This is a genomic window from Streptomyces coryli, from assembly GCF_011044975.1.
Lineage (GTDB): Bacteria > Actinomycetota > Actinomycetes > Streptomycetales > Streptomycetaceae > Streptomyces > Streptomyces coryli.
On the sequence record NZ_JAAKZV010000163.1, the window covers coordinates 1 to 18,199 of the forward strand.

12 protein-coding genes and 1 pseudogene are annotated in these 18,199 nt (G+C 71.6%); 5 read left to right on the forward strand and 8 right to left on the reverse strand.

Features of this window, described 5'->3' with window-relative positions; translation table 11 throughout:
• Nucleotides 1-253, forward strand: a pseudogene (locus tag G5C51_RS28285) (protein phosphatase 2C domain-containing protein); the annotation flags it as partial.
• Nucleotides 254-505: 252 nt separating this feature from the next.
• Nucleotides 506-889, forward strand: a complete 384-nt coding sequence (locus G5C51_RS28290) for a hypothetical protein (RefSeq protein ID WP_165241128.1) — start codon at nt 506-508, stop codon at nt 887-889.
• Nucleotides 890-1,013: 124 nt separating this feature from the next.
• Here G5C51_RS28290 and G5C51_RS28295 read toward each other — a convergent pair whose 3' ends face one another.
• From G5C51_RS28295 to G5C51_RS28305, 3 genes are all read right to left on the reverse strand, one after another.
• A complete protein-coding gene (locus tag G5C51_RS28295; RefSeq protein WP_165241130.1) occupies nt 1,014-4,076 on the reverse strand; it encodes an alpha-mannosidase in 3,063 nt (1,020 codons plus the stop codon).
• A 126-nt stretch (nt 4,077-4,202) separates the two neighbouring features.
• Nucleotides 4,203-5,150 (reverse strand): DUF2637 domain-containing protein, encoded by a 948-nt coding sequence (locus G5C51_RS28300; RefSeq protein ID WP_165241132.1) that lies wholly within the window; start codon nt 5,148-5,150, stop codon nt 4,203-4,205.
• Nucleotides 5,151-5,267: 117 nt separating this feature from the next.
• On the reverse strand, nt 5,268-6,155 hold the full coding sequence (locus tag G5C51_RS28305; RefSeq protein ID WP_165241134.1) for a (2Fe-2S)-binding protein: 888 nt from the start codon (nt 6,153-6,155) through the stop codon (nt 5,268-5,270).
• 222 nt (nt 6,156-6,377) lie between these two features.
• Between G5C51_RS28305 and G5C51_RS28310 the strand changes: the two genes are divergently transcribed.
• The gene (locus G5C51_RS28310) at nt 6,378-7,052 is read left to right on the forward strand and encodes a GntR family transcriptional regulator (RefSeq protein WP_165241136.1); all 675 of its coding nucleotides are present in this window, start codon (nt 6,378-6,380) and stop codon (nt 7,050-7,052) included.
• 39 nt (nt 7,053-7,091) lie between these two features.
• Here G5C51_RS28310 and G5C51_RS28315 read toward each other — a convergent pair whose 3' ends face one another.
• The 3 genes from G5C51_RS28315 to G5C51_RS28325 form a co-directional block, all read right to left on the reverse strand.
• Nucleotides 7,092-8,063, reverse strand: a complete 972-nt coding sequence (locus tag G5C51_RS28315; protein WP_165241138.1) for an acetylxylan esterase — start codon at nt 8,061-8,063, stop codon at nt 7,092-7,094.
• 104 nt (nt 8,064-8,167) lie between these two features.
• Nucleotides 8,168-12,484, reverse strand: coding sequence for a discoidin domain-containing protein (locus G5C51_RS28320; RefSeq protein WP_165241140.1), 4,317 nt, complete (start codon nt 12,482-12,484; stop codon nt 8,168-8,170).
• Nucleotides 12,485-12,566: 82 nt separating this feature from the next.
• Nucleotides 12,567-13,595, reverse strand: coding sequence for a LacI family DNA-binding transcriptional regulator (locus G5C51_RS28325; protein ID WP_165241142.1), 1,029 nt, complete (start codon nt 13,593-13,595; stop codon nt 12,567-12,569).
• 113 nt (nt 13,596-13,708) lie between these two features.
• On the opposite strand from G5C51_RS28325, the gene G5C51_RS28330 reads away from it, so the two are divergent.
• Together G5C51_RS28330 and G5C51_RS28335 are read left to right on the forward strand one after the other, a co-directional pair.
• On the forward strand, nt 13,709-14,458 hold the full coding sequence (locus G5C51_RS28330) for a sugar phosphate isomerase/epimerase family protein (RefSeq protein ID WP_165241144.1): 750 nt from the start codon (nt 13,709-13,711) through the stop codon (nt 14,456-14,458).
• Entirely contained in the window at nt 14,455-15,555 is a 1,101-nt protein-coding gene (locus G5C51_RS28335) for a Gfo/Idh/MocA family protein (protein WP_165241146.1), read from the forward strand. The genes G5C51_RS28330 and G5C51_RS28335 overlap by 4 nt, the downstream gene beginning before the upstream one ends.
• A 33-nt stretch (nt 15,556-15,588) precedes the next feature.
• Here G5C51_RS28335 and G5C51_RS28340 read toward each other — a convergent pair whose 3' ends face one another.
• Complete coding sequence (locus G5C51_RS28340; RefSeq protein ID WP_206314423.1) at nt 15,589-16,362, reverse strand: hypothetical protein; 774 nt, start codon at nt 16,360-16,362, stop codon at nt 15,589-15,591.
• A gap of 121 nt (nt 16,363-16,483) precedes the next feature.
• On the reverse strand, nt 16,484-18,109 hold the full coding sequence (locus G5C51_RS28345) for a ZIP family metal transporter (protein ID WP_165241150.1): 1,626 nt from the start codon (nt 18,107-18,109) through the stop codon (nt 16,484-16,486).
• Nucleotides 18,110-18,199 lie beyond the last annotated feature (90 nt).

Genomic DNA, 18,199 nt, shown 5'->3' on the forward strand with positions numbered 1-18,199 from the left:
GCCCGGCGGCGCCAACGAGCCCACCCTCCCCTTCGTCTTCCGCGCCTCCGTAGCCCGCCCCGACGACGTCCTCCTGCTCGCAGGCCCCGGCCTCGCCGAACCGCTCCGCGGCCAGCCCGCCCTCGCCGACCGCCTCGCCGAACGCTGGCACGACACCCCGCCGCCCGGCCTCGCCGCCTTCCTCGCCGATGTGCAGTTGCGCGCAAAGGGATACGCCGACGACCGCACCGCCGCCGCGGTCTGGGAAAGCTGACCAATCGTCAGCAAAACATCGGCGAAACAGCGAATTCCGGCCATCAAGCGGCGATTAGATAGGGGATTAGGGAAGTCGATATATCACATTGGGTGCGGCCGTTCGGGAGAAAGAATGCGGCGGGCTCGGCCAAACGAGTGGTTTGCCCGGCGTAGCGATTCGGTAAATGGCCATCGGATCGCGCAGGATGAATCTCGTCCGATTCCGGCAAACTCATCTGCCCGCTCCCCAGGGCAGGAAGGAAAGCATCGAATGTCTGCCAAGAAGTCCGTGAAGCGCATTGCTGCCGTGGCGGGCGTCGCCGCCGTCCTCACTGCGGGTGCCGCCCCGGCCGCCTCCGCCGCCCAGCTGGGTGGCGACGGTGGCTCCTCCAACTGCACCGTCAAGGAGGAGGGTGGCAAGGAGTACAAGTACATGGTCGACACCTGCCAGTTCCTCGGCTCCCTGATCGGGAACGACCTGGTCCACGGCGCCGTCCTGGGCAAGGACGTGTCGGAGGACAAGAAGAACGAGGGCGCGGGCGCCGACGCCTCCGCCACCGGCGACGCGAGCGTCACCCTCCCGACCGACATGCCGGGCAACAGCGAGGACGCCCCCGGCCAGACCGTGGTCGAGGAGCCGGCTTCCCTGAAGTAACTCCGGGCGGCAGTTGGCCGCTCAGGGTTACCGACCGCTCCGGTGGCCCAGCAATGAATGAATACGCCGCTGCCCGGCACGGACCTCACGGTTCGTGCCGGGCAGCGGCGCGTTGGCGTGCCGGTTACGCGCCCGCCGGCCGCAGCCGCAGCGTCAGGATCTGGAACGGCCGCAACTCCACGGCCCAACCACCGTCCGCACCCGGCTCCGCCGGGCCGAGCTCACGCTCCAGCAGGTCCGTCACCTGGGCGGCCGCCACGTCGAAGGACGCGGTCAGCTCGCCGGTGGCGCGTCCGCCACGGGACTCGTAGAGCCGCACCACCACATCCCCGCTGCGGTCCTCCGCCAGCTTCACCGACTCGACGGTGATGGCCGGGTCGTCGACCGCGACCAGCGGTGCCGTGGCCGGGGCCGCGGCCGTGCGCAGCGGGAGGTTGAGCGCCAGGCCGCCCGCCACCGCGTCGCCGACGCCCGCGCCCGGGAGGAGCGAGTAGCGGTAGCGGTGCCGGCCGAGGTCGGTGCGCGGGTCCGGGAAGTGCGGGGCGCGCAGGATCGTCAGCCGCACGGTGGTGCCGAGGCCGTCGCGGTGCGGGGTGCGGGTGACGTCGTGGCCGTACGTGGCGTCGTTGAGCACCGCGACCCCGTAGCCCGGCTCGGCGACCTGCAGCCAGCGGTGCGCGCAGATCTCGAAGCGGGCCGCGTCCCAGCTGGTGTTGACGTGCGTGGGCCGGTGCACATGGCCGAACTGAATCTCCGACGTGGACCGTTCCGCGTGCACATCGAGGGGGAAGGCGGCCTTCAAGACCTTCTCCGACTCGTGCCAGTCGACGTCCGCCGTGATGTCGAGGCGGTCGCTGCCCGCGGCGAGGGTCACGTCCTGCACGATCCGGGATTCGCCGAAGGTACGGGTGACCCGGACCGTGGCGCGCAGCGGGCCGTCCTCGACCAGCTCCACGGACTCGGCCGCGGTCAGGTCCGTGACCTTGTTCCGGTAGAACTTGTCGATGTCCCAGGCGTCCCACTGGTTGGGGTGGTCGGGGTGGATCTGGAGCAGGTTGCCCCGCGTGCCCGGGGCCAGTACCTCGCGGTCGGCGGTCAGGTCGCGGACGGAGGCGAGCAGGCCGTCGGCGTCGATCGTGACCCGCAGCCTGCCGTTGTCGAGGACGATCTCCTGGCCGGCGGTGGTGGCGCTGACCTCGCTGACCGGCGCGCCCGAGGAAGCGCTGACCGAGCCCAGGCCCGGGACGGTGACCGCCACCGGCGCCCCGTCGACGTCGACGACCTCCGTGCGGGCGTACGGCGATGCGTTGAAGACCGCCGGGAGATCGGCGGCGCCGAGCGCCTCGATCGCCTCGGCCGTGATCTGCCGCAGCTCCTCCGCGACCCGCGCGTACGTCTCCGCCGCCTCCCGGTGCACCCAGGCGATCGACGACCCCGGCAGGATGTCGTGGAACTGATGCAGCAGCACCGTCTTCCAGATCCGGTCCAGCGCGTCGTACGGGTAGGCGTATGCGGGATTGCGGACCGCGGCCGTGGACGCCCACAGCTCCGCCTCGCGCAGCAGGTGCTCGCTGTGGCGGTTGCCCTTCTTGGTGTCCGCCTGGGAGGTGTACGTGCCGCGGTGGAACTCCAGGTACAGCTCGCCGGACCACACCGGCGCCTTCGGGCCGTACTCCTCCTCGGCCTTGGTGAAGAACGCCGCGGGCGCCTCCACTTCCACCCGCGGGGAGCCCTCCAGCGAGCGCAGCCGGCGGGCCTTCTCCAGCATCTCGCGGGTGGGGCCGCCGCCGCCGTCGCCGTAGCCGAACGGGGCCAGCGAGCGGGTGGCGCGGCCCTTGTCGGTGAAGTTCTTCTCCGCGTGGGCCAGTTCGCGCGCCTGGAACTCCACGTTGTACGTGTCGATGGGCGGGAAGTGGGTGAAGACGCGGGAGCCGTCGATGCCCTCCCACCAGAAGGTGTGGTGGGGCATCTTGTTCGTCTGGTTCCACGACAGCTTCTGGGTGAGGAACCAGCGGATGCCGGCGAGCTTGGCCAGCTGCGGGAAGGCGGCCGTGTAGCCGAAGGAGTCGGGGAGCCAGATCTCCTCCGTCTCGTAGCCCAGCTCCTCCATGAAGAAGCGCTTGCCGTGCACGATCTGGCGGGCGAGGGCCTCGCCGCCCGGCATGTTGGCGTCCGACTCCACCCACATCGAGCCGACCGGGGCCCACTGCCCTGACTGGACGGTCTTCTTGATGCGCTCGAAGACGTGCGGCTGGTTCTCCTTCACCCACGCGTACTGCTGGGCCTGGGAGCAGGCGAAGACCAGCTCCGGATAGTCGCCGGAGAGGGCGAGCTCGGTGACATTGGCGAAGGTGCGGGACGCCTTGCGGACGGTCTCGCGCAGCGGCCACAGCCATGCCGAGTCGATGTGTGCGTGGCCGGTCGCCGAGAGGCGGTGCGCGCTGGCGGCGGCGGGCTGCGCGAGCGTGCCCGCGAGCTCGGCGCGGGCGGCCTCGGCCGTGCCCGGGACGTCGTGCAGGTCGAGGGTGTCCAGCATGGTCTCGAGGGCGCGCAGGATCTCGTGCCGCCGGGGGCGGTCCATCGGGAGCTCGTGCATGAGCTCCGACAGCACCTCGATGTCGAGGATCAGGTGGAAGACGCCCTCGTCCAGCACCGCGAGGTCGGCGGAGCGGAAGACATAGATCGGCTGGTCGCCCGCCGTGGTGACATCGCCGAGCTCGGTGGGGAAGAAGTCGCGCAGCACCGACGGGTTGGCCGCGGCCTCGAAGAGCAGCCGCACCGGCTCGCCGCCCGCGGCCGGGGAGGCGATCGGGACATGGCGGTTGCGCGGGTGCACGCCCTTGATCGGGACGCCCTCCGCGTCGTAAACGAGGCCCTCGGCCTGGAAGCCGGGCTGGTCGCCGCTGAAGCCGGGGTCGATGACCGCCTCGACGCGCTTGCCCGCCCAGTCCGCCGGGACCTGGCCGGCCAGCCGGAACCAGCTGGTGGACCACGGCGAGCCCCAGGCGCTGCCGGTGGCGAACGGCTCGTACGCACCCTTGAGGGCCTCGGATACGGGCACCGGCTCGCCCGGTGCGTGCCACACGGTGAGGGTGAGGGGGGTCCGGTCGGTGTAGAGCGCCGGCCGGATGTGCTGGCGGAGGGCCCGGTCCAGGCGGCCCTCCACCAGCAGGCGATCGTCGTGCATGCGAGCTCCTCAGGCTTGTTCCGTCGCGAACCAGCCTTTCCCGGCCGTGAACTCGGAATCAAGGCCTGTGGACAACCTCGATGACAACGTTGTACGAAACCACTGCCGCACGCGGCGGCAGCGGCGTCAGCCGAACTGCTTCTCCAGGTCGGTGAGCTTCTGCTCCAGGCTGTCCAGACGCGGCGCCGCCGACGACTCGCCCTCGGCGGCGGCAGCGGCCGGCTTGCGCGGCGCCGCCGCCCGCGCCGGCAGCTCCGCGGCCTTCGCCGCGGGGCCCGCCGTGACGGCGGTGACCTCGGCGTGCGGCGCCCGGAACCCGAGGCCGCGGTGCATCGCCTTGGCCCTGGCGCGGTCCTCGGCCCGCTGCCGCTCCCTGGCGCGCTTCTCCGCGCGCACATCCTCGACCGCCTCGTCGAGCGTCCGCACGCCCTCCAGCAGCATCAGCGACCAGGCCTTGAAGGTCTCACGGGGCGCCCGCATCCACCGCACGATGCGGATCTGCGGCAACGGCCGCGGCACCAGGCCCTGTTCGCGCAGCGCGGCCCTGCGGGTCTGCTTCAGCGCCCGGTCGAACAGCACCGCGGCGGACAGCGACATCCCCGCGAAGAACTGCGGGGCGCCCGCGTGCTCCAGACCGCGGGGGGCGTGCACCCAGTTGAACCAGGCCGCGGCCCCGGCGAACGTCCACACCAGCAGCCGGGAGCCGAGCGCGGCATCGCCATTGCTGGCCTCGCGGACCGCGATCACCGACGAGAACATCGCCGCCCCGTCGAGCCCGAAGGGCACCAGATACTCCCAGCCCCCGGAGAGGTTGAGGTTCTGCCGCCCGAAGCCGACCAGGCCGTGGAAGGAGAGCGCGGCGGCCACCGCCGCGCAGCAGAAGAGCAGCAGGTAGGAGAGGCTGCCGTAGAGCGTCTCCTTGCGCCGGCGGCGCTCCTCCATCCGCTCCCACGTGTCGTTGCCCTTGTCGTCGGCCCGCCGTCCCCGCAACGTCACCGCGACCGCGGCGCCGACGCCGAGTACCAGCACGCCTGCCGGGAGCAGCCAGTCCAGAGATATGGCGTTCATTGACATTGGATGCCCCTCGCATCGCATTCTTCGCTTGCGTGCCTCTTGAGGGGTCATCTTGGCGGAATTCCGCCGTCCACTTGGCGCTTCGGGATTCAGCCACACGAAGGAGTGGCGTAGGCGTCAACTGGTTGCGCTGAGCCGCTCGACGCGTTCGGCATCGCCCGTGCGCGGGCAGGTGACACAAGTGTCCTGCGGGCGAAGGGTGTAGAAGAGGCAGCAGCTCGCCCGGTCGCGGGTGCGGAGGTCTTCGCCGCACTTCCCGGGCAGGGCGCGGAAGGAGGCACCACCGGCGTACGGCGCCTGGAGTGCGCTGTTCCCCGGCAGCAACTGCTGGGTTTCGGCCACCGCCCGGTCCTCTTCACCGAGGAGCGAGCCGATATACCACAGCCCCTCCACGATTTCGTCCGTCGCCATCCCCCACAGCGCCCGCCGCCCGCGCCGCATCCGCGGCGCGAAGGCGTCCAGAACGGGCGCGAGATGCTCGGCGACAGCGGCCCGCACCTCCGCGCGCAGCGCCTCCTCGTCCGGTACGACACGGGCGTCCGGCAGCGCCGCGGCCGGGTCGCCCGGCAGGCAGGCGAAGGCGTCGAGCCGGACGGCGATGCGTCCCTGCCCGCGGTGGTACGAGACGGCGTCGACCGGGATCCGCGGCACCCGGCGGTGCAGGAACCACGGGATGGTCGCGAGCAGGCAGACGCCCCAGGCGTAGCGGTGCAGGCCGAAGCTGGCGATGACGTCGGCGCGGCCAGGCTGCCCGTAATCGCGCTGCACCTGCTCGGCGTCCCAGGAGAGGAAGCGGTCGAGGGTGGCCGGGTCGGCGGCGAGCGTACGGGCCGGGAGCCAGCCGTCAGCGGGGTCGGGGTCAGGCTGGTCCGGGGTGAGCTCGGTCACGCCGAGCGTCGGGAAGACCTCGCCGAGCCGGGCGTACGCGGCGGTGAACGGGCTCGGTCCGACGATGGCGCGCCGCGACGCCGTTGAGGCGTGCGGGACCAGGGCAGGAGCGCTCATGAGGGATACCACCGGCGGAGGGGTGACAGGGAGGCCTGACGGGTTGAACTAGGTAAGCCTTACCTTACCCATGGCGGCGGTGCGTGATGCAAGCGGGGCGCGCGGGGGTGTCGCGAATGGGTGACCTGGCCTAGGGTGCACGGTCGGGGGGAACGGGACTATTCGGACGTAATGCGGGTGTGCGGGATCAGCGGGACCAGCGGAAGCAGCGGGAGTAGCGGGATGGCCGAGCAGGCGGACCTGGGCGCGGAGGCGCTGCGCGTGCCGCGGCAGCGTGCGGGCGCGGGGTTCGGCGGCGGCGGGTCGCCGGCCCGGCTGCGGCGGTCGTCGGTGCGGGCGCAGACGCTGGACGCCCTGCGCGCGATGCTCGCCTCGGGCGAGCTGCGGGCCGGGGAGGTGTACTCGGCACCGACGCTGGGCGCCGGGCTCGGCGTCTCGGCGACGCCGGTACGGGAGGCGATGCAGCAGCTCGCGGCCGAGGGCGTCGTCGAGGTCGTCCCGAACGTCGGATTCCGGGTGGTGGAGCGACGCGCGCCGGTACGGGAGGAGCTCGCCGAGGTGCGACGGCTGCTGGTGCTGCCGGTGATCAGGCGGCTGGCCGCCGCCGAGGAGCCCGCCCCGGACTGTGACCGCCTGCGGGCGGCAGCGCTGGCCGCGGACGCGGAGCCGCTCGGCGCGGCAGCCGAGCGGGGCTTCTTCGCGGAGCTGTTCGCCCTGGCGGGCAACGGAGAACTGGCGGACGTCGCCGACACGGTGCTGCGCAGAGCGCAGGCCGCACGCGCGACCGCCCGGCTCGGGGCCGGCCCGGGCCGGGCGTCGTACGCGGCGGTGGTGGACGCGATGGCCGCGGGCGACGGGGACGCCGCCGTCGCGGCGGCCGAGGAGTTGCTCCGCTGAGGCTGCCCCCGCTGCTGGCCTCCTCGACCGCCCGGCGCGCTAGCGCCCCCGCATCCACCTCAGCTGCACCGACCGCTGTTCCGAAGCCCCGCCCTCGTGCAGGTTCCACGGGTACACCGTGATGTCCTTCTCCGCGTGCGACCAGTGGTTGTACGACGCGAACACCGTCGACGGCGGGCACGTCTGGTCCATCAGCGCCACCGAGTACAGCGCCGGGCAGTCCGCCCGCGCCGCGAAGTTCGTGCCGTCGAAGTACGACAGCGTCCGGAAGACCTGCTCATCCGTGCCCCGCTGCGTGCGCAGGAAGCGGACGATCTCCTGGTACGGCTCGTTGTCGGTGATCTCCACCGCGCGGCGGAAGTGGTTCAGGAACGGGACGTCGATCATCGCGCCGCGCACGTCGTCGCGCAGGCCCGCGACGGCGGTCGCGATCGCGCCGCCCTGGCTGCCGCCGCAGACGTACACCCGGTCCGGGTCGACCGCCGGGTGCGTCTTCGCCGCGTCGACGCCGCGTATCGCGTCCGTGAAAACGCGGCGGTAGTAGTAGTGCTCGGGGTCGAGGATGCCGCGGGTCATGAAGCCGGGGCTCTGCGGGTTCTCGCCGCCGTGCGGGTCCGCCGTCGCGCCCATGTGGTTGCCGGTCGAGGCGCCCTGGCCGCGGGTGTCGACGACGAAGACGGCGCGGCCCGAGGCCGGCCAGGCGAGGTGGTCGTGCGGGGCGCCGCGGCCGCCGTGGTAACCGATGTAGTACATGACGCAGGGGAGCGGGCCTTCGGCGCCCTTCGGGACGATGAACCAGCCCGATATGCGGTGGCCGCCCCACCCCGCGAACGACGCGTCGTACACCTCGACCTCACTCAGCGCCGCGTCGTACGGGCGGAACTCCGCCGCGAGGTCGTGGTCCGCCGCCTCGTCCAGGGTGCGCTTCCAGAAGGCGTCGAAGTCCTCGGGCTCGGTGCGCTCGGGGCGGTAGGCGCGCAGCTGGTCGAGGGGCATGTCGAACAGGGCCATGCGGGGTTCTCCTGGTGGTGTGCGCCGCGCTGCGGCGGCGGTGCCGTGAGCTGCATCCTTGCTCGTGGGCACCGGCCGCCGCAAGCGCTTGCGATCCCCCCTTTCTACGGCAGGATGTTGAGCTTGAAGGTGGTCGTCCTGTTCCTGATGTCCTCCGCGCAGTTGATCAGCTTCAGGTTGTGGAAGGTGGCCTCGCCCACCGCCGGGCCCTGGCCGGCTTCCGCCATTTCGTTGACCCAGATGCCGATGCCCGACTTGTGGTCGTACGCGTCGCCGCTCTTCCGCGCGTCGCGGATGGTCACGTCACGCAGGATCGTGTCCTTGACCGGGTTCTCCGGCTGAGAGCCCGTGTACTTCGTCTGGAACATCACGCCCGAGTAGGTCGGGGAGTTGATGTCGACGTTGTTGATGCGGATTCCCTGGAATGCCTTCGATGCCGAGAAGAGCCAGATCCCCGGGAAGGTCTGGCCGCCCCAGAAGTGCCCCCCTGACCGGTCGATGGTGATGTTCTCGAAGGTCGTCGGCTCCGTGCCGAAGCCGTTCATCGGATACCCGAAGTCCAGCGAGCTGATGGTGATGCCCGAGTAGACCAGGGTGTCCGCGATACGGATATTCCGGAACGTGTTGTTGTAGCCGCCGTAGACCGCGATCCCGGCCGCCCGCCAGGTCAGCAGCGAGGTGAGGTTCTCGTAGACGTTGTCCTTCATGTCGGCCCCGCCCGCGTCGATCGCCGAGAACAGCGCGAAGCTGTCGTCGCCGCTGGCGCGCGACTCGTTGTTCGCCACCCGGTTTCCGGTGGAGCCGTTGGTCATGTTGATGCCGTCGGCGAACATATTGCGGATGCGGGAGTTCTTGATGGTCATGTTGTCGGTGTTCGCGCCCCAGTAGAGGCACACCATGTGCTCGTTCCAGACATTGTCGATCGTGATGTCGGAGACGTTCTGGAAGTCGAAGACCTTTCCGGGGCCGTCGATACGTGACGTGTAGTTGCCGAAGTAGGCGAAGCCGGAGAAGGCGGAGCCGCTCGCGGTCTTCTCCGCGCGGAAACCGATGTCCGTGTTCTCCTGCGACTTCGGCGCGTGGAAGCGGGTGTACCAGGGGCCGGCTCCGACCACCTTGACCGCTTTTCCGTACACCTGGAACTTGCTGCTCGTCTCATAGTCACCGGCCGGCAGATAGACGCCGGTCAGCTTGCCGGTCGTGTCCATACGAACCTTGTCCAGGGCGTTCTGCACGTCCTGGTGCGTGAAGCCCGTCGGCACGGCGTACGCCGCCGGGTCCGGGTTCGCGTCCGGCGCCACCTGCTCCACATCGATGAAGTCGATGGCGTACTTCGAGGTGTTGGCCGTGTCCTTCTGGAGCTTGATCTTGCTGCCCGCCGGGACGGTGCCGTCGAGGAACAGGTGCGCCTCGTCGTAGATGTGCCGGGGCGGCCCCGCGCTCGGGGTGTTGCCGGGGGAGCCCTCGGCCCCGTACAGCCAGGCGTACTTGGACGTCAGGTCGAGGGCCTTGCGGAACTTGCCGTCGACGTAGACGTTCAGCGTCGCGTTGATCCCGCCGCCGCCCGCGGCGTCGGGGATCGAGAAGCGCGTCACCAGCGTGTTCGTCGGCTCCTTGGTGGTGAACTCCACCGACGCGCCGGTCTCGTTGAGCGTGACCGCCTTACGGCCCGACGCCTCGCCGTCGATCGCGCCGATGTCCCGGCTCGGTCCGACCACCTGCGCGCCGCCGCCGACCGCCGCGTCCTCGGCCTCGTACGTCTCGTACGGCATGTCGGCGCCGCGGCCCACGTACAGCGACCGGGTGGCGGTGTTGTTCTCCCGCTTGGCCTCGGCCTCATTGGCGTCGGGCGCGACCGTCACCTTGACGGAGAAGTGGCCGTTCGCCGCCGTCCACGGACCCAGCTTCACCGCGGGTGCGGAGTCGCCGGCGCCGATCGTGCCGCTGTGCGCGCCCGTCAGCGTCTTCACCGTCGCGCCGTTCGCGTCCTGCACCGTCAGCGTGATGGCGTGACTGCCCGCCGCCGACGCCTGGGTGCCCTGGTTCTTCACCGTGACGGCGAAGTCGACGTCCTTGCCGCTGGTCGGTGCGCTCGGCGTCCAGGAGACGGACGGCACCAGGTCGGAGCTCTGGATCGGCTTGACGACGATCGGGGCTGCCGCGGCGAGGGTGTTGTTGCCCTCGTCGGTCTCGACCACCTTGTTCGCGTCGTCGGCCGTCGCGCTGAGCGGGTACGAGCCCGCCTCGCGGGCGCTGACGACCGCGCTCACCGTCGTTGACTCGCCCGGCGCGAGCGCGGGCAGGGCCGCCGTATCCACCTTCTCGCCGGCCAGGCGGAACGCGACGTCGGTGGCGCCGGACGCCTCCTTGCCGCCGTTGCGTACGGTCGCGGACAGCGTCAGCATGTCCGACTCGACCGGTGCCTCGGGGGTGTGCGCGACCTTCGTGACCTCCAGATCGGGGTTCGGCGCGGCCGTGCCCAGCACCTGGAACTCCGCCGCCTGCCCGGCGCTCGCGCCGCTGTTCGCGGTGAACTTCAGGCGGACGTCGGCGACCCGGCCGCTGACCGGGATCTTCACCGCGTTCTGGTTGCCGGACGGGCTGAAGGAGTACTCCTTCTCCGCGGCCAGCGAGGTGAAGTCGGTGGCGTCCTGGGTGCGGCCGAGCACCTCCAGCTTCTGGGTGCGGGTGCTCCACGCGGGGTCGGGGTTGAGCTTGACGACGACCGCGCTGACGTCGGCGTTGGCGCCGAGCTTCACGGTCAGCGTGTTCGGGTAGCTGCCCGCCGCGCCCTCCCAATAGGTGGCCGTGCTGTCGTCGTTGGCGTTCTCCGCCTTGTAGGTCTGGGTGGTCGAGGAGGCCGTGATCGGCTTGCCCACCGCGAGGTTGGCGCCGTCGCCGGTGCCCTGGCGGGTGACGGAATTGCTCGGCGCGGAGACGTTGCCCGCGGCGTCCTTGGCCCGTACGGAATAGGTGACGGTCGCGCTCGCCGGGCGGGTGTCGGTGTACGTGGTCGTGCCGCCGTCGACCGTCTTCAGCACCTCGCCGCCGGCGTAGATGTCGTACGCCGTGACCTTCACGTTGTCCGTGGCGGCGCCCCAGGTCAGCTTGATCTGGCCGCTCGCCGGCTCGGTGTAGGCGAGGTTGGCGGGTGCGGTCGGCGCCTGGGTGTCGCCGGAATCGCCCTTACGGGTCACGGAGTTGCTGTTCGGGGACTGGTTCCCGGCCGCGTCGCGGGCGCGCACGTAATACGTGACCGTGGCGCTTGCGGGCTGGGTGTCCGTGTACGACGTGACGTTGCCCTCGACGGAGGTGCGCAGCTCGCCGTTCGCGTAGATGTCGTAGCCGGTCACGCCCTTGTCGTCGTCGGACGCGCCCCAGGTGAGCTTGATCTGGCCGGACGCCGGCTCGGTGAGGGCGAGGTCCTTCGGCGCGGTGGGCGCCTGGGTGTCGCCGGTGGCCGGGCCGTAGACCTCGAGCTCGCTGAGCTGGCCGCCCGACTGGACCGTGTTGGCGGAGATCAGCGCGCGGACGTAGCGGGTGGTGGCGGTGTCGAAGGTGATCGTGGCGCTGTTGTCGGTGCCGGGTGCGAAGGTGTACTCCTTGGCGGCCGTCAGGTCGGTGAAGTTCTCGCCGTCCTGGCTGGTCTGGAGCTTGAGGGTCTGCTTGCGCTCCTCCCAGCCCGCCGGGAGCTTCAGCACGACCTTGTTGACCCGCAGGCCCGCGCCGAGGTCGGCCTGCACCCACTGGGGGAGCTTGCCGTTCTCGCTCTCCCAGTAGCTGGCGCGGTTGCCGTCGCCGGCGTTGGCGGCCACGTAGGACTGGGTGTGGGTGCTGGCCTTGAAGGTCTTGCCGAGCGCCAGGTTCGCGGACGAGTCGTCGCCCGCGCCGAAGACCTTCAACTCGGCCAGCTGGCCCGCGGACCAGCCGGTGTTGGCGGTGATGTTGATGCGCACGAAGCGGGTCTGCGCGGCCGCGAAGCCGACCTTGACCGTGTTCGCGTTCGCCGGGGAGAAGGTGTGCGCTGTGGAAGAGGCGAGGGCGTGGAAGCCGGTGCCGTCCGCGCTGCCCTGCACGGAGAGGGTCTGCTTGCGCTCCTCCCAGCCGGCGGGCAGCCGCAGCTCGACCTCGTCGACGCGCTTGCTCTCGCCGAGGTCCACCTGCACCCACTGCGGGAGGTCGGAGCCCGAACTCTCCCAGTACGTGCCCTGGTTGCCGTCGGTGACCCGGGCGGCGCCGAAGTCGGCCTTGGCGCTCGAGGCGGTCGCCGTCCGCCCCGCCGCCAGGTCGGGGCCGCCGGCCGCGGTGGCGGTGAAGGTGGGCAGGCCGAGCAGGAGGAGGGTGGCGGCCAGCAGGGCGGCGAAGGGCCGCCATCTCGCGCGGAGTCTTCGTCCGTAATACGGGCTTATGCGGCTCTTCATGGGGTCTTCTGGCTCCTTTGGAGGCAACAACACACCTTCTTGCGAAGGACGGTTGGAGAATTGCAGACCCCTGTCCGCTTCGCTACTGACTGGGCGAAGATTCTTTCGACGGCGGCGCGGTGCTCTCCCGTACGATCAGCGTCGTCGCCAGCTCGACCTGCTCCGGCGGCGCCGCGCTGCCCGTGGTGACCAGGCGGAGCATGCGGAAGGCCGTCGCCGCCATGGCTTCGAGGGGCTGGCGGACGGTGGTGAGCGCGGGCGCCGCCCATGCGGCCACCGAGACGTCGTCGAATCCGGTGACGCTCATGTCGTACGGGGCGCGCAGGCCGCGCTCCGCGAGCGCCTGCAGGACGCCGAAGGCCTGGGCGTCGTTGCCCGCGGCGATCGCCGTCGGGGGTTCGGGGAGATCCAGCAGGTGCAGCGCGTAGGCGCGGCCCGCCTCCGGGCTGAACGCGGCGCTGTGCACCAGCTTTTCGTCCACCGGTACCCCGGCCTGCAGCAGCGCGGCGCGGTAGCCGTCGACGCGGGCGCGGGCCGACCAGGTGTGCGGCGGGCCGCCGAGCGCGGCGATCCGGTGGTGGCCGAGCTCCAGCAGGTGGCGGGTGGCGGCCAGGCCGCCGTGCCAGTTGGTGGAGGCGACCGAGCGCACCCCGGCGCCCGGCTCCTCCGGCGGGTCGATGATGACGAGCGGCACGCCCTTGGCGGCGAGGCGGTCGCGGTCCCGGCGGGCGGGCAGATGGTGCACGATCAGCACCCCGTCGGTGCCGCGGGCGGCGACCCGCTCCAGGGTGGCGGCGAGCTCCTTGCTCTTCCTGCCCTCCTTGTCCGGCACGTCGTTGACGACGATGCGGCAGTCCGCCTCCACGCCCGCGCCGACCGCGCCGGCCACCAGCGCGTCCGCCCACGGGCTCTGCAGCCCGCCGATGACCAGGTCGACGATGCCGCTGCCGGCGGTCGGGGTGCCGGCGGTGCGGTAGCCGTGGTCGGCGAGCAGCCGGGCGATCCGGTCGCGGGTCGCGGGGGAGACGTCGGTGCGGCCGTTGAGGACCTTGGACACCGTGGAGACGGAGACGCCGGCGGAGGCGGCGATCTCGGTGAGGGTGGATCTCATGGCGCGGCTCCTTTTTCGAAAAACTCCCTTGCAATGTAGGGGTGTTGACCGCAGGTGAGGCCGCCCGTACCGTCAAATGCAAGCGAAAAGTTATCGAAAAGGGAGGGGCTCCCATGCCCGTGCCGCCACTGGCCGTGCAGCTCTACACCGTTCGCGAACAGCTTGCCGCCGACCGCAAGGGCACCCTGAAGGCGCTGGCTTCGTACGGCTATCAGGCCGTCGAGTGCTTCGACGCCCTGACCGATCCCGAGGCGCTGCGCGCCGATCTCGACGCCGCCGGGCTGGCGGTCAGCTCAACGCACGGGCCCGCGCTGGGTGATGGGACCGGCAACGGGGCGGACGAGCTGTTCCGCGCGGCCCGTACGCTCGGGACCGACACCGTCGTGGTGCCCTTCCAGCCGCCGGAGCGGTTCGCGGACGCCGACGGGGTCGCGGCGGTGGCCCGGGAGCTCAACGAGGCGGCGGCCAAGGCCGTGGACCACGGGCTGAAGGTGGGCTATCACAACCACGCCTTCGAGCTGGAGCAGCAGGTCGGCGGCCGGCCCGCGCTGGAGGTGCTGGCCGGGCAGCTGGACGAGGCGGTCTTCCTCGAGGTCGATACGTACTGGGCCGCCGTCGGCGGGCAGGACGTGCCCGCGCTGCTGGGGCGCCTCGGCGACCGCGTCACGCATCTGCACGTAAAGGACGGGCCCATCAACCACGACGACCCGATGACCGCGGTCGGCGACGGCCGGATGCCGGTGCTCGAGGTCCTCGCCGCCGCGCCCGCCGCGCGCTGGCACATCGTCGAACTCGACCACTGCGCCACCGACATGCTCACCGCGGTCGAGGACAGCTTCCGCTGGCTGAAGGAGAACCGATGACCGACCCGCTCGGCATAGCAGTCGTCGGCTGCGGCACGATCAGCGACCAGTATCTGAAGAACCTCACCGCCTTCCCCGACCTGCGCGTCCTCTTCTGCGCCGACCTCGACACCGACCGGGCGCGGACGCAGGCGGAGGCGTACGGCGTCCCGCTGCACGGCACCGCGGAGACCGCGCTCGCCCACCCGGGCGTGGAACTCGTCGTCAACTTGACGGTCCCGGTGGCGCATTACGAGGTGGCCGCCGCCGCCATCGCGGCGGGCAAGCACGTCTGGAATGAGAAGCCGCTCACCCTCGACCCCGAGTCGGGACGCAAGCTGCTCAAGGAGGCCGAGACCGCCGGGGTGCTGCTCGGCTGCGCGCCCGACACCTTCCTCGGCGCCGGGCTGCAGACGGCGCGGCGGCTGGTCGACTCCGGGCGGATCGGGACGCCGCTGAGCGCTCTTGCGCTGCTGCAGGGTCCTGGCCCCGAGTCGTGGCACCCCAGCCCGGAGTTCTACTACCTCCGCGGCGGCGGCCCGCTCTTCGACATGGGCCCGTACTACCTCACCGCCCTCGCCGCGATGCTCGGCCCGGCCTCGCGGGCGGCGGCGGTGACGCGGCGGGCCCGGGAGGTCCGTACCGTCGGCTCCGGGCCGAAGGCGGGCCGGGACTTCCCGGTCGAGGTGGACACGCATGTCTCGGCGCTGGTCGAGTACGCCTCGGGACCGGCCGCCACGCTGGTCTTCAGCTTCGACTCGCCGCTGCAGCGGCACGGGTTCATCGAGCTCACCGGTACTGAGGCCACCCTCGCCCTGCCCGACCCGAACACCTTCGGCGGGCAGGTGCGGCTGCGCCCCGCGGGCTCGGACGACTGGACCCGGATCGAGCCGGAGGGCGCCACGCACGGCCGCGGCATGGGGGTGCTGGACATGGCCCGCTCGCTGAGCGCCGGGACGCCGCACCGCGCGTCCGGGGAGCTGGCGCAGCACGTACTGGAGACGATGGGCGCGATCGAGCGGTCGGCGGCCGAGGGGTCGTTCTGGCCGGTGGGCGGGGACTTCGCGGTGCCCGCGCCGCTGCCGGCGGACTGGGATCCGGCGGCGGCGACCGGCTGAGGATGACGAGGATCCGGCTGAGGATGACGAGGATTACGACGCCGGCTGCGCCAGCTGGTCCGCCAGCCACTTCGGTACGCCCCCCAGGAGGCGGACCAGGCGGCGGGCCTCGCCGCGCAGCCGGGTCGCCTCCGGCTCCTCGTCCTCCACGTCGGCGAGGGACGCCAGCGCGGGCGCTATGCCGACGAGATAGCCGAGCTCCTCGCGGATCCGCAGCGACTCGGAGAAGCCCTTGTGCGCCTCCGCCCGCTCGCCGTCCTCGGCCGCGAGGCCGGCCAGATGCCGCCAGGTGAAGGAGCACAGCAGCGCGTCGCCCTGCGCCGCCGCGGCCTCGTGCGCGCGCTTGAAGGCGGCTTGCGCGGCGGCGGCGTTACGGGTGATGTGGTGGGCGACCAGGCCGCGGCGGAAGTCGAGCCGCGGCCGCAGCCGCGAGCCCGGTGTCAGCAGCGCCGCCGCGCGGCCGAGCGCCACCCGGGCCTCGTCGGAGCGGTCGCGGCCGCGGAAGACGGTGGTGGCGTACGCGAGGTTGCCGCGCTCGCAGGCGGCGGCGCCGCGCTCCTCGTTGTCGCCGGCGAGGGATTCGGCGGCCCGCAGCGCGTCCTCGGCCGGGGCCCAGCCGTCGCCGGTGAACATGGCGCGCTCGACCAGCAGGTGGGTCCGCTCCACGGCGAGATAGGCGTCCTTCTCCGCCCCGGGCGCCAGCAGCGCCGCCGCATCATCCCAGCAGCCGCGCGAACGCAACCGCCACACCGCCCGGCCGAGCGCCGAATCATCCGTGCCGCCCGTGACCGAACCAGGCTGTGACATGGCGGTATCCGCCACCTTTCCCTCCCCAAGCGCGCCGTCGAGCATGAAGACCGTGAGCTGATCACAGCACGAAGACGCGTCCCTGGCCAAGGGGCCGGGTGAACCATTTCACAAAGTTTTTCTACGACGTGGTCTTTTCAGCACCGGTGGCAGGCGGGCATGGGGCCGGGCTTTGGGCGTCTGCAGAGGGCTTTGCCTCCTCCAGGCGGACGTCGCCGCGGCGCACGGCGAAGACGGCTGGGGGGTGGTCCGGGATCCCGGCTTCGGACCGGTCGTCCAGGTCCCGGACCCGTTCGGGGTCCCATAGCCAGATCCAGTCCCCGGACGATCCGAAGGACAGCACCGCGTGGTCGCGCGGAATGGGACCCCGCTCCACCGGAACGGGGTCCTTCCTGACCGGGGTGACGCACAGCAGGGTGCCCTGGATGCCGTAGTACCCGTCGGGCTGCCGACCGTCCTGCGCCGCGTCCGCCGCCTGCCCGGCGGCCGACGCGGCCCGCTCGGCACCGATGATGACCGACGTCAGCACATACGTGAGCGCGAGCAGAACCGTGACGGAAACGGCATACATCCGGTTCTCGCCGCGGGCCACGTGGAAGTGGCGCAGCCAGCCTGCCGCCGCCGTGAAGATCAGAGCACTCGCCAGCGCCAGACCCATCGGCAGCGTGGCCACCGGATATCGCCAGAAGCCTTCCAAGGGCACCGTTCCCTCGGGGATGCCGAATTCGTCCAGATAGATGGCGTGCATGAAGTCGCCCAGCCACGCGTACATCGCCCAGGCGACCGGGATGCCCAGCGGCACGATCCAGGCCGAGTGCCGCACCACGAAGGTGCCACGCAGCGCCATCCATACGCCGAACCCGGTGAACAGGATGATCCCGGTGAGCGCGAGCCCGCCCAGCCACATCCCTGGTCCGCCCTGCGACCGGCCCTCCATGATGGCGCCGAGCGCGCCGATCCCGAGGCTGAAGCCGGCGCCGAGCGCGAGCTGCACCGGCAAGGACCGATCGCGCGTCTCCTTCGCCGTACGCCCCATTGGCAGTGCCCCGGCGAACGCGAGCAGTGCCGGCAGCAGCCGCCACCACCCGGACACCCAGTGCAGCGCCATCCCGCAGATCCACGCCACCAGAACGCCGGCCCCCGCGGCACCCAGCCACAACCACCGGACGCGCCGCTCCTCCGGCGACTCGTCGTGCTCGGGCGGACGCGGGTCGGCGTACGACGGTACCCGCACGCCGTGCGCCGCGGCGTCGAAGGGCTCCGGGCCGAACCGCCGGCCCGACAGATCCGCCAGCACCTCCTCGGGCCCGGTCCCGGGCACCGTACGCACGATCCGCCCGGTGTCCGCGCCGCCCCGGTCCCGCCACCAGCGCAGCGCGCGGGCGCGCAGGCCGTCGCCGTCGCGGGAGTTCGTGCGATGCACGTGATACGCCACGAGTACCTCCCGCGGCGCCCGGATCAGCTGGGCATCCCGTACCCACACTCCCAGCCCGGCCCGTTTCACCATGCGGCTCACGTCGTCCACGGCATGGCGCACGGCGCGAACGCGAGCCCCCTGCAACCGCACCTCCGCCACCAGGTACGTGCGCCGCGGCGCCGGGGATGCCGGGCGCTCGGCCGGCTCCGCGGCACGGACCGGCCATCCCCGCTCGCCGAACGCCTCGGTGGTGTGCGTGAGCTCCGCCTCGTCGTCGACGACCTCGAGGAGCATCCGGATCCGCTGCTGCGGCGGAGCTGGTGAGCGCATCGGGGCAGCGTGTCAGTGCCGGTCGATACTCTTCAACTACCGTGAGTGAAGCGAAAGATGAGGGGACGGAGGGGCAAGTGGCTGCGGGGG

Coding starts and splice junctions, on each gene's coding strand:
- G5C51_RS28315 (WP_165241138.1), bottom strand. CDS start 8,063: ATGGCCCTGTTCGACATGCCCCTCGACCAGCTGCGCGCCTACCGCCCC.
- G5C51_RS28330 (WP_165241144.1), top strand. CDS start 13,709: ATGCCCGTGCCGCCACTGGCCGTGCAGCTCTACACCGTTCGCGAACAG.
- G5C51_RS28335 (WP_165241146.1), top strand. CDS start 14,455: ATGACCGACCCGCTCGGCATAGCAGTCGTCGGCTGCGGCACGATCAGC.
- G5C51_RS28300 (WP_165241132.1), bottom strand. CDS start 5,150: ATGTCAATGAACGCCATATCTCTGGACTGGCTGCTCCCGGCAGGCGTG.
- G5C51_RS28290 (WP_165241128.1), top strand. CDS start 506: ATGTCTGCCAAGAAGTCCGTGAAGCGCATTGCTGCCGTGGCGGGCGTC.
- G5C51_RS28320 (WP_165241140.1), bottom strand. CDS start 12,484: ATGAAGAGCCGCATAAGCCCGTATTACGGACGAAGACTCCGCGCGAGA.
- G5C51_RS28325 (WP_165241142.1), bottom strand. CDS start 13,595: ATGAGATCCACCCTCACCGAGATCGCCGCCTCCGCCGGCGTCTCCGTC.
- G5C51_RS28340 (WP_206314423.1), bottom strand. CDS start 16,362: ATGTCACAGCCTGGTTCGGTCACGGGCGGCACGGATGATTCGGCGCTC.
- G5C51_RS28295 (WP_165241130.1), bottom strand. CDS start 4,076: ATGCACGACGATCGCCTGCTGGTGGAGGGCCGCCTGGACCGGGCCCTC.
- G5C51_RS28305 (WP_165241134.1), bottom strand. CDS start 6,155: ATGAGCGCTCCTGCCCTGGTCCCGCACGCCTCAACGGCGTCGCGGCGC.
- G5C51_RS28345 (WP_165241150.1), bottom strand. CDS start 18,109: ATGCGCTCACCAGCTCCGCCGCAGCAGCGGATCCGGATGCTCCTCGAG.
- G5C51_RS28310 (WP_165241136.1), top strand. CDS start 6,378: ATGGCCGAGCAGGCGGACCTGGGCGCGGAGGCGCTGCGCGTGCCGCGG.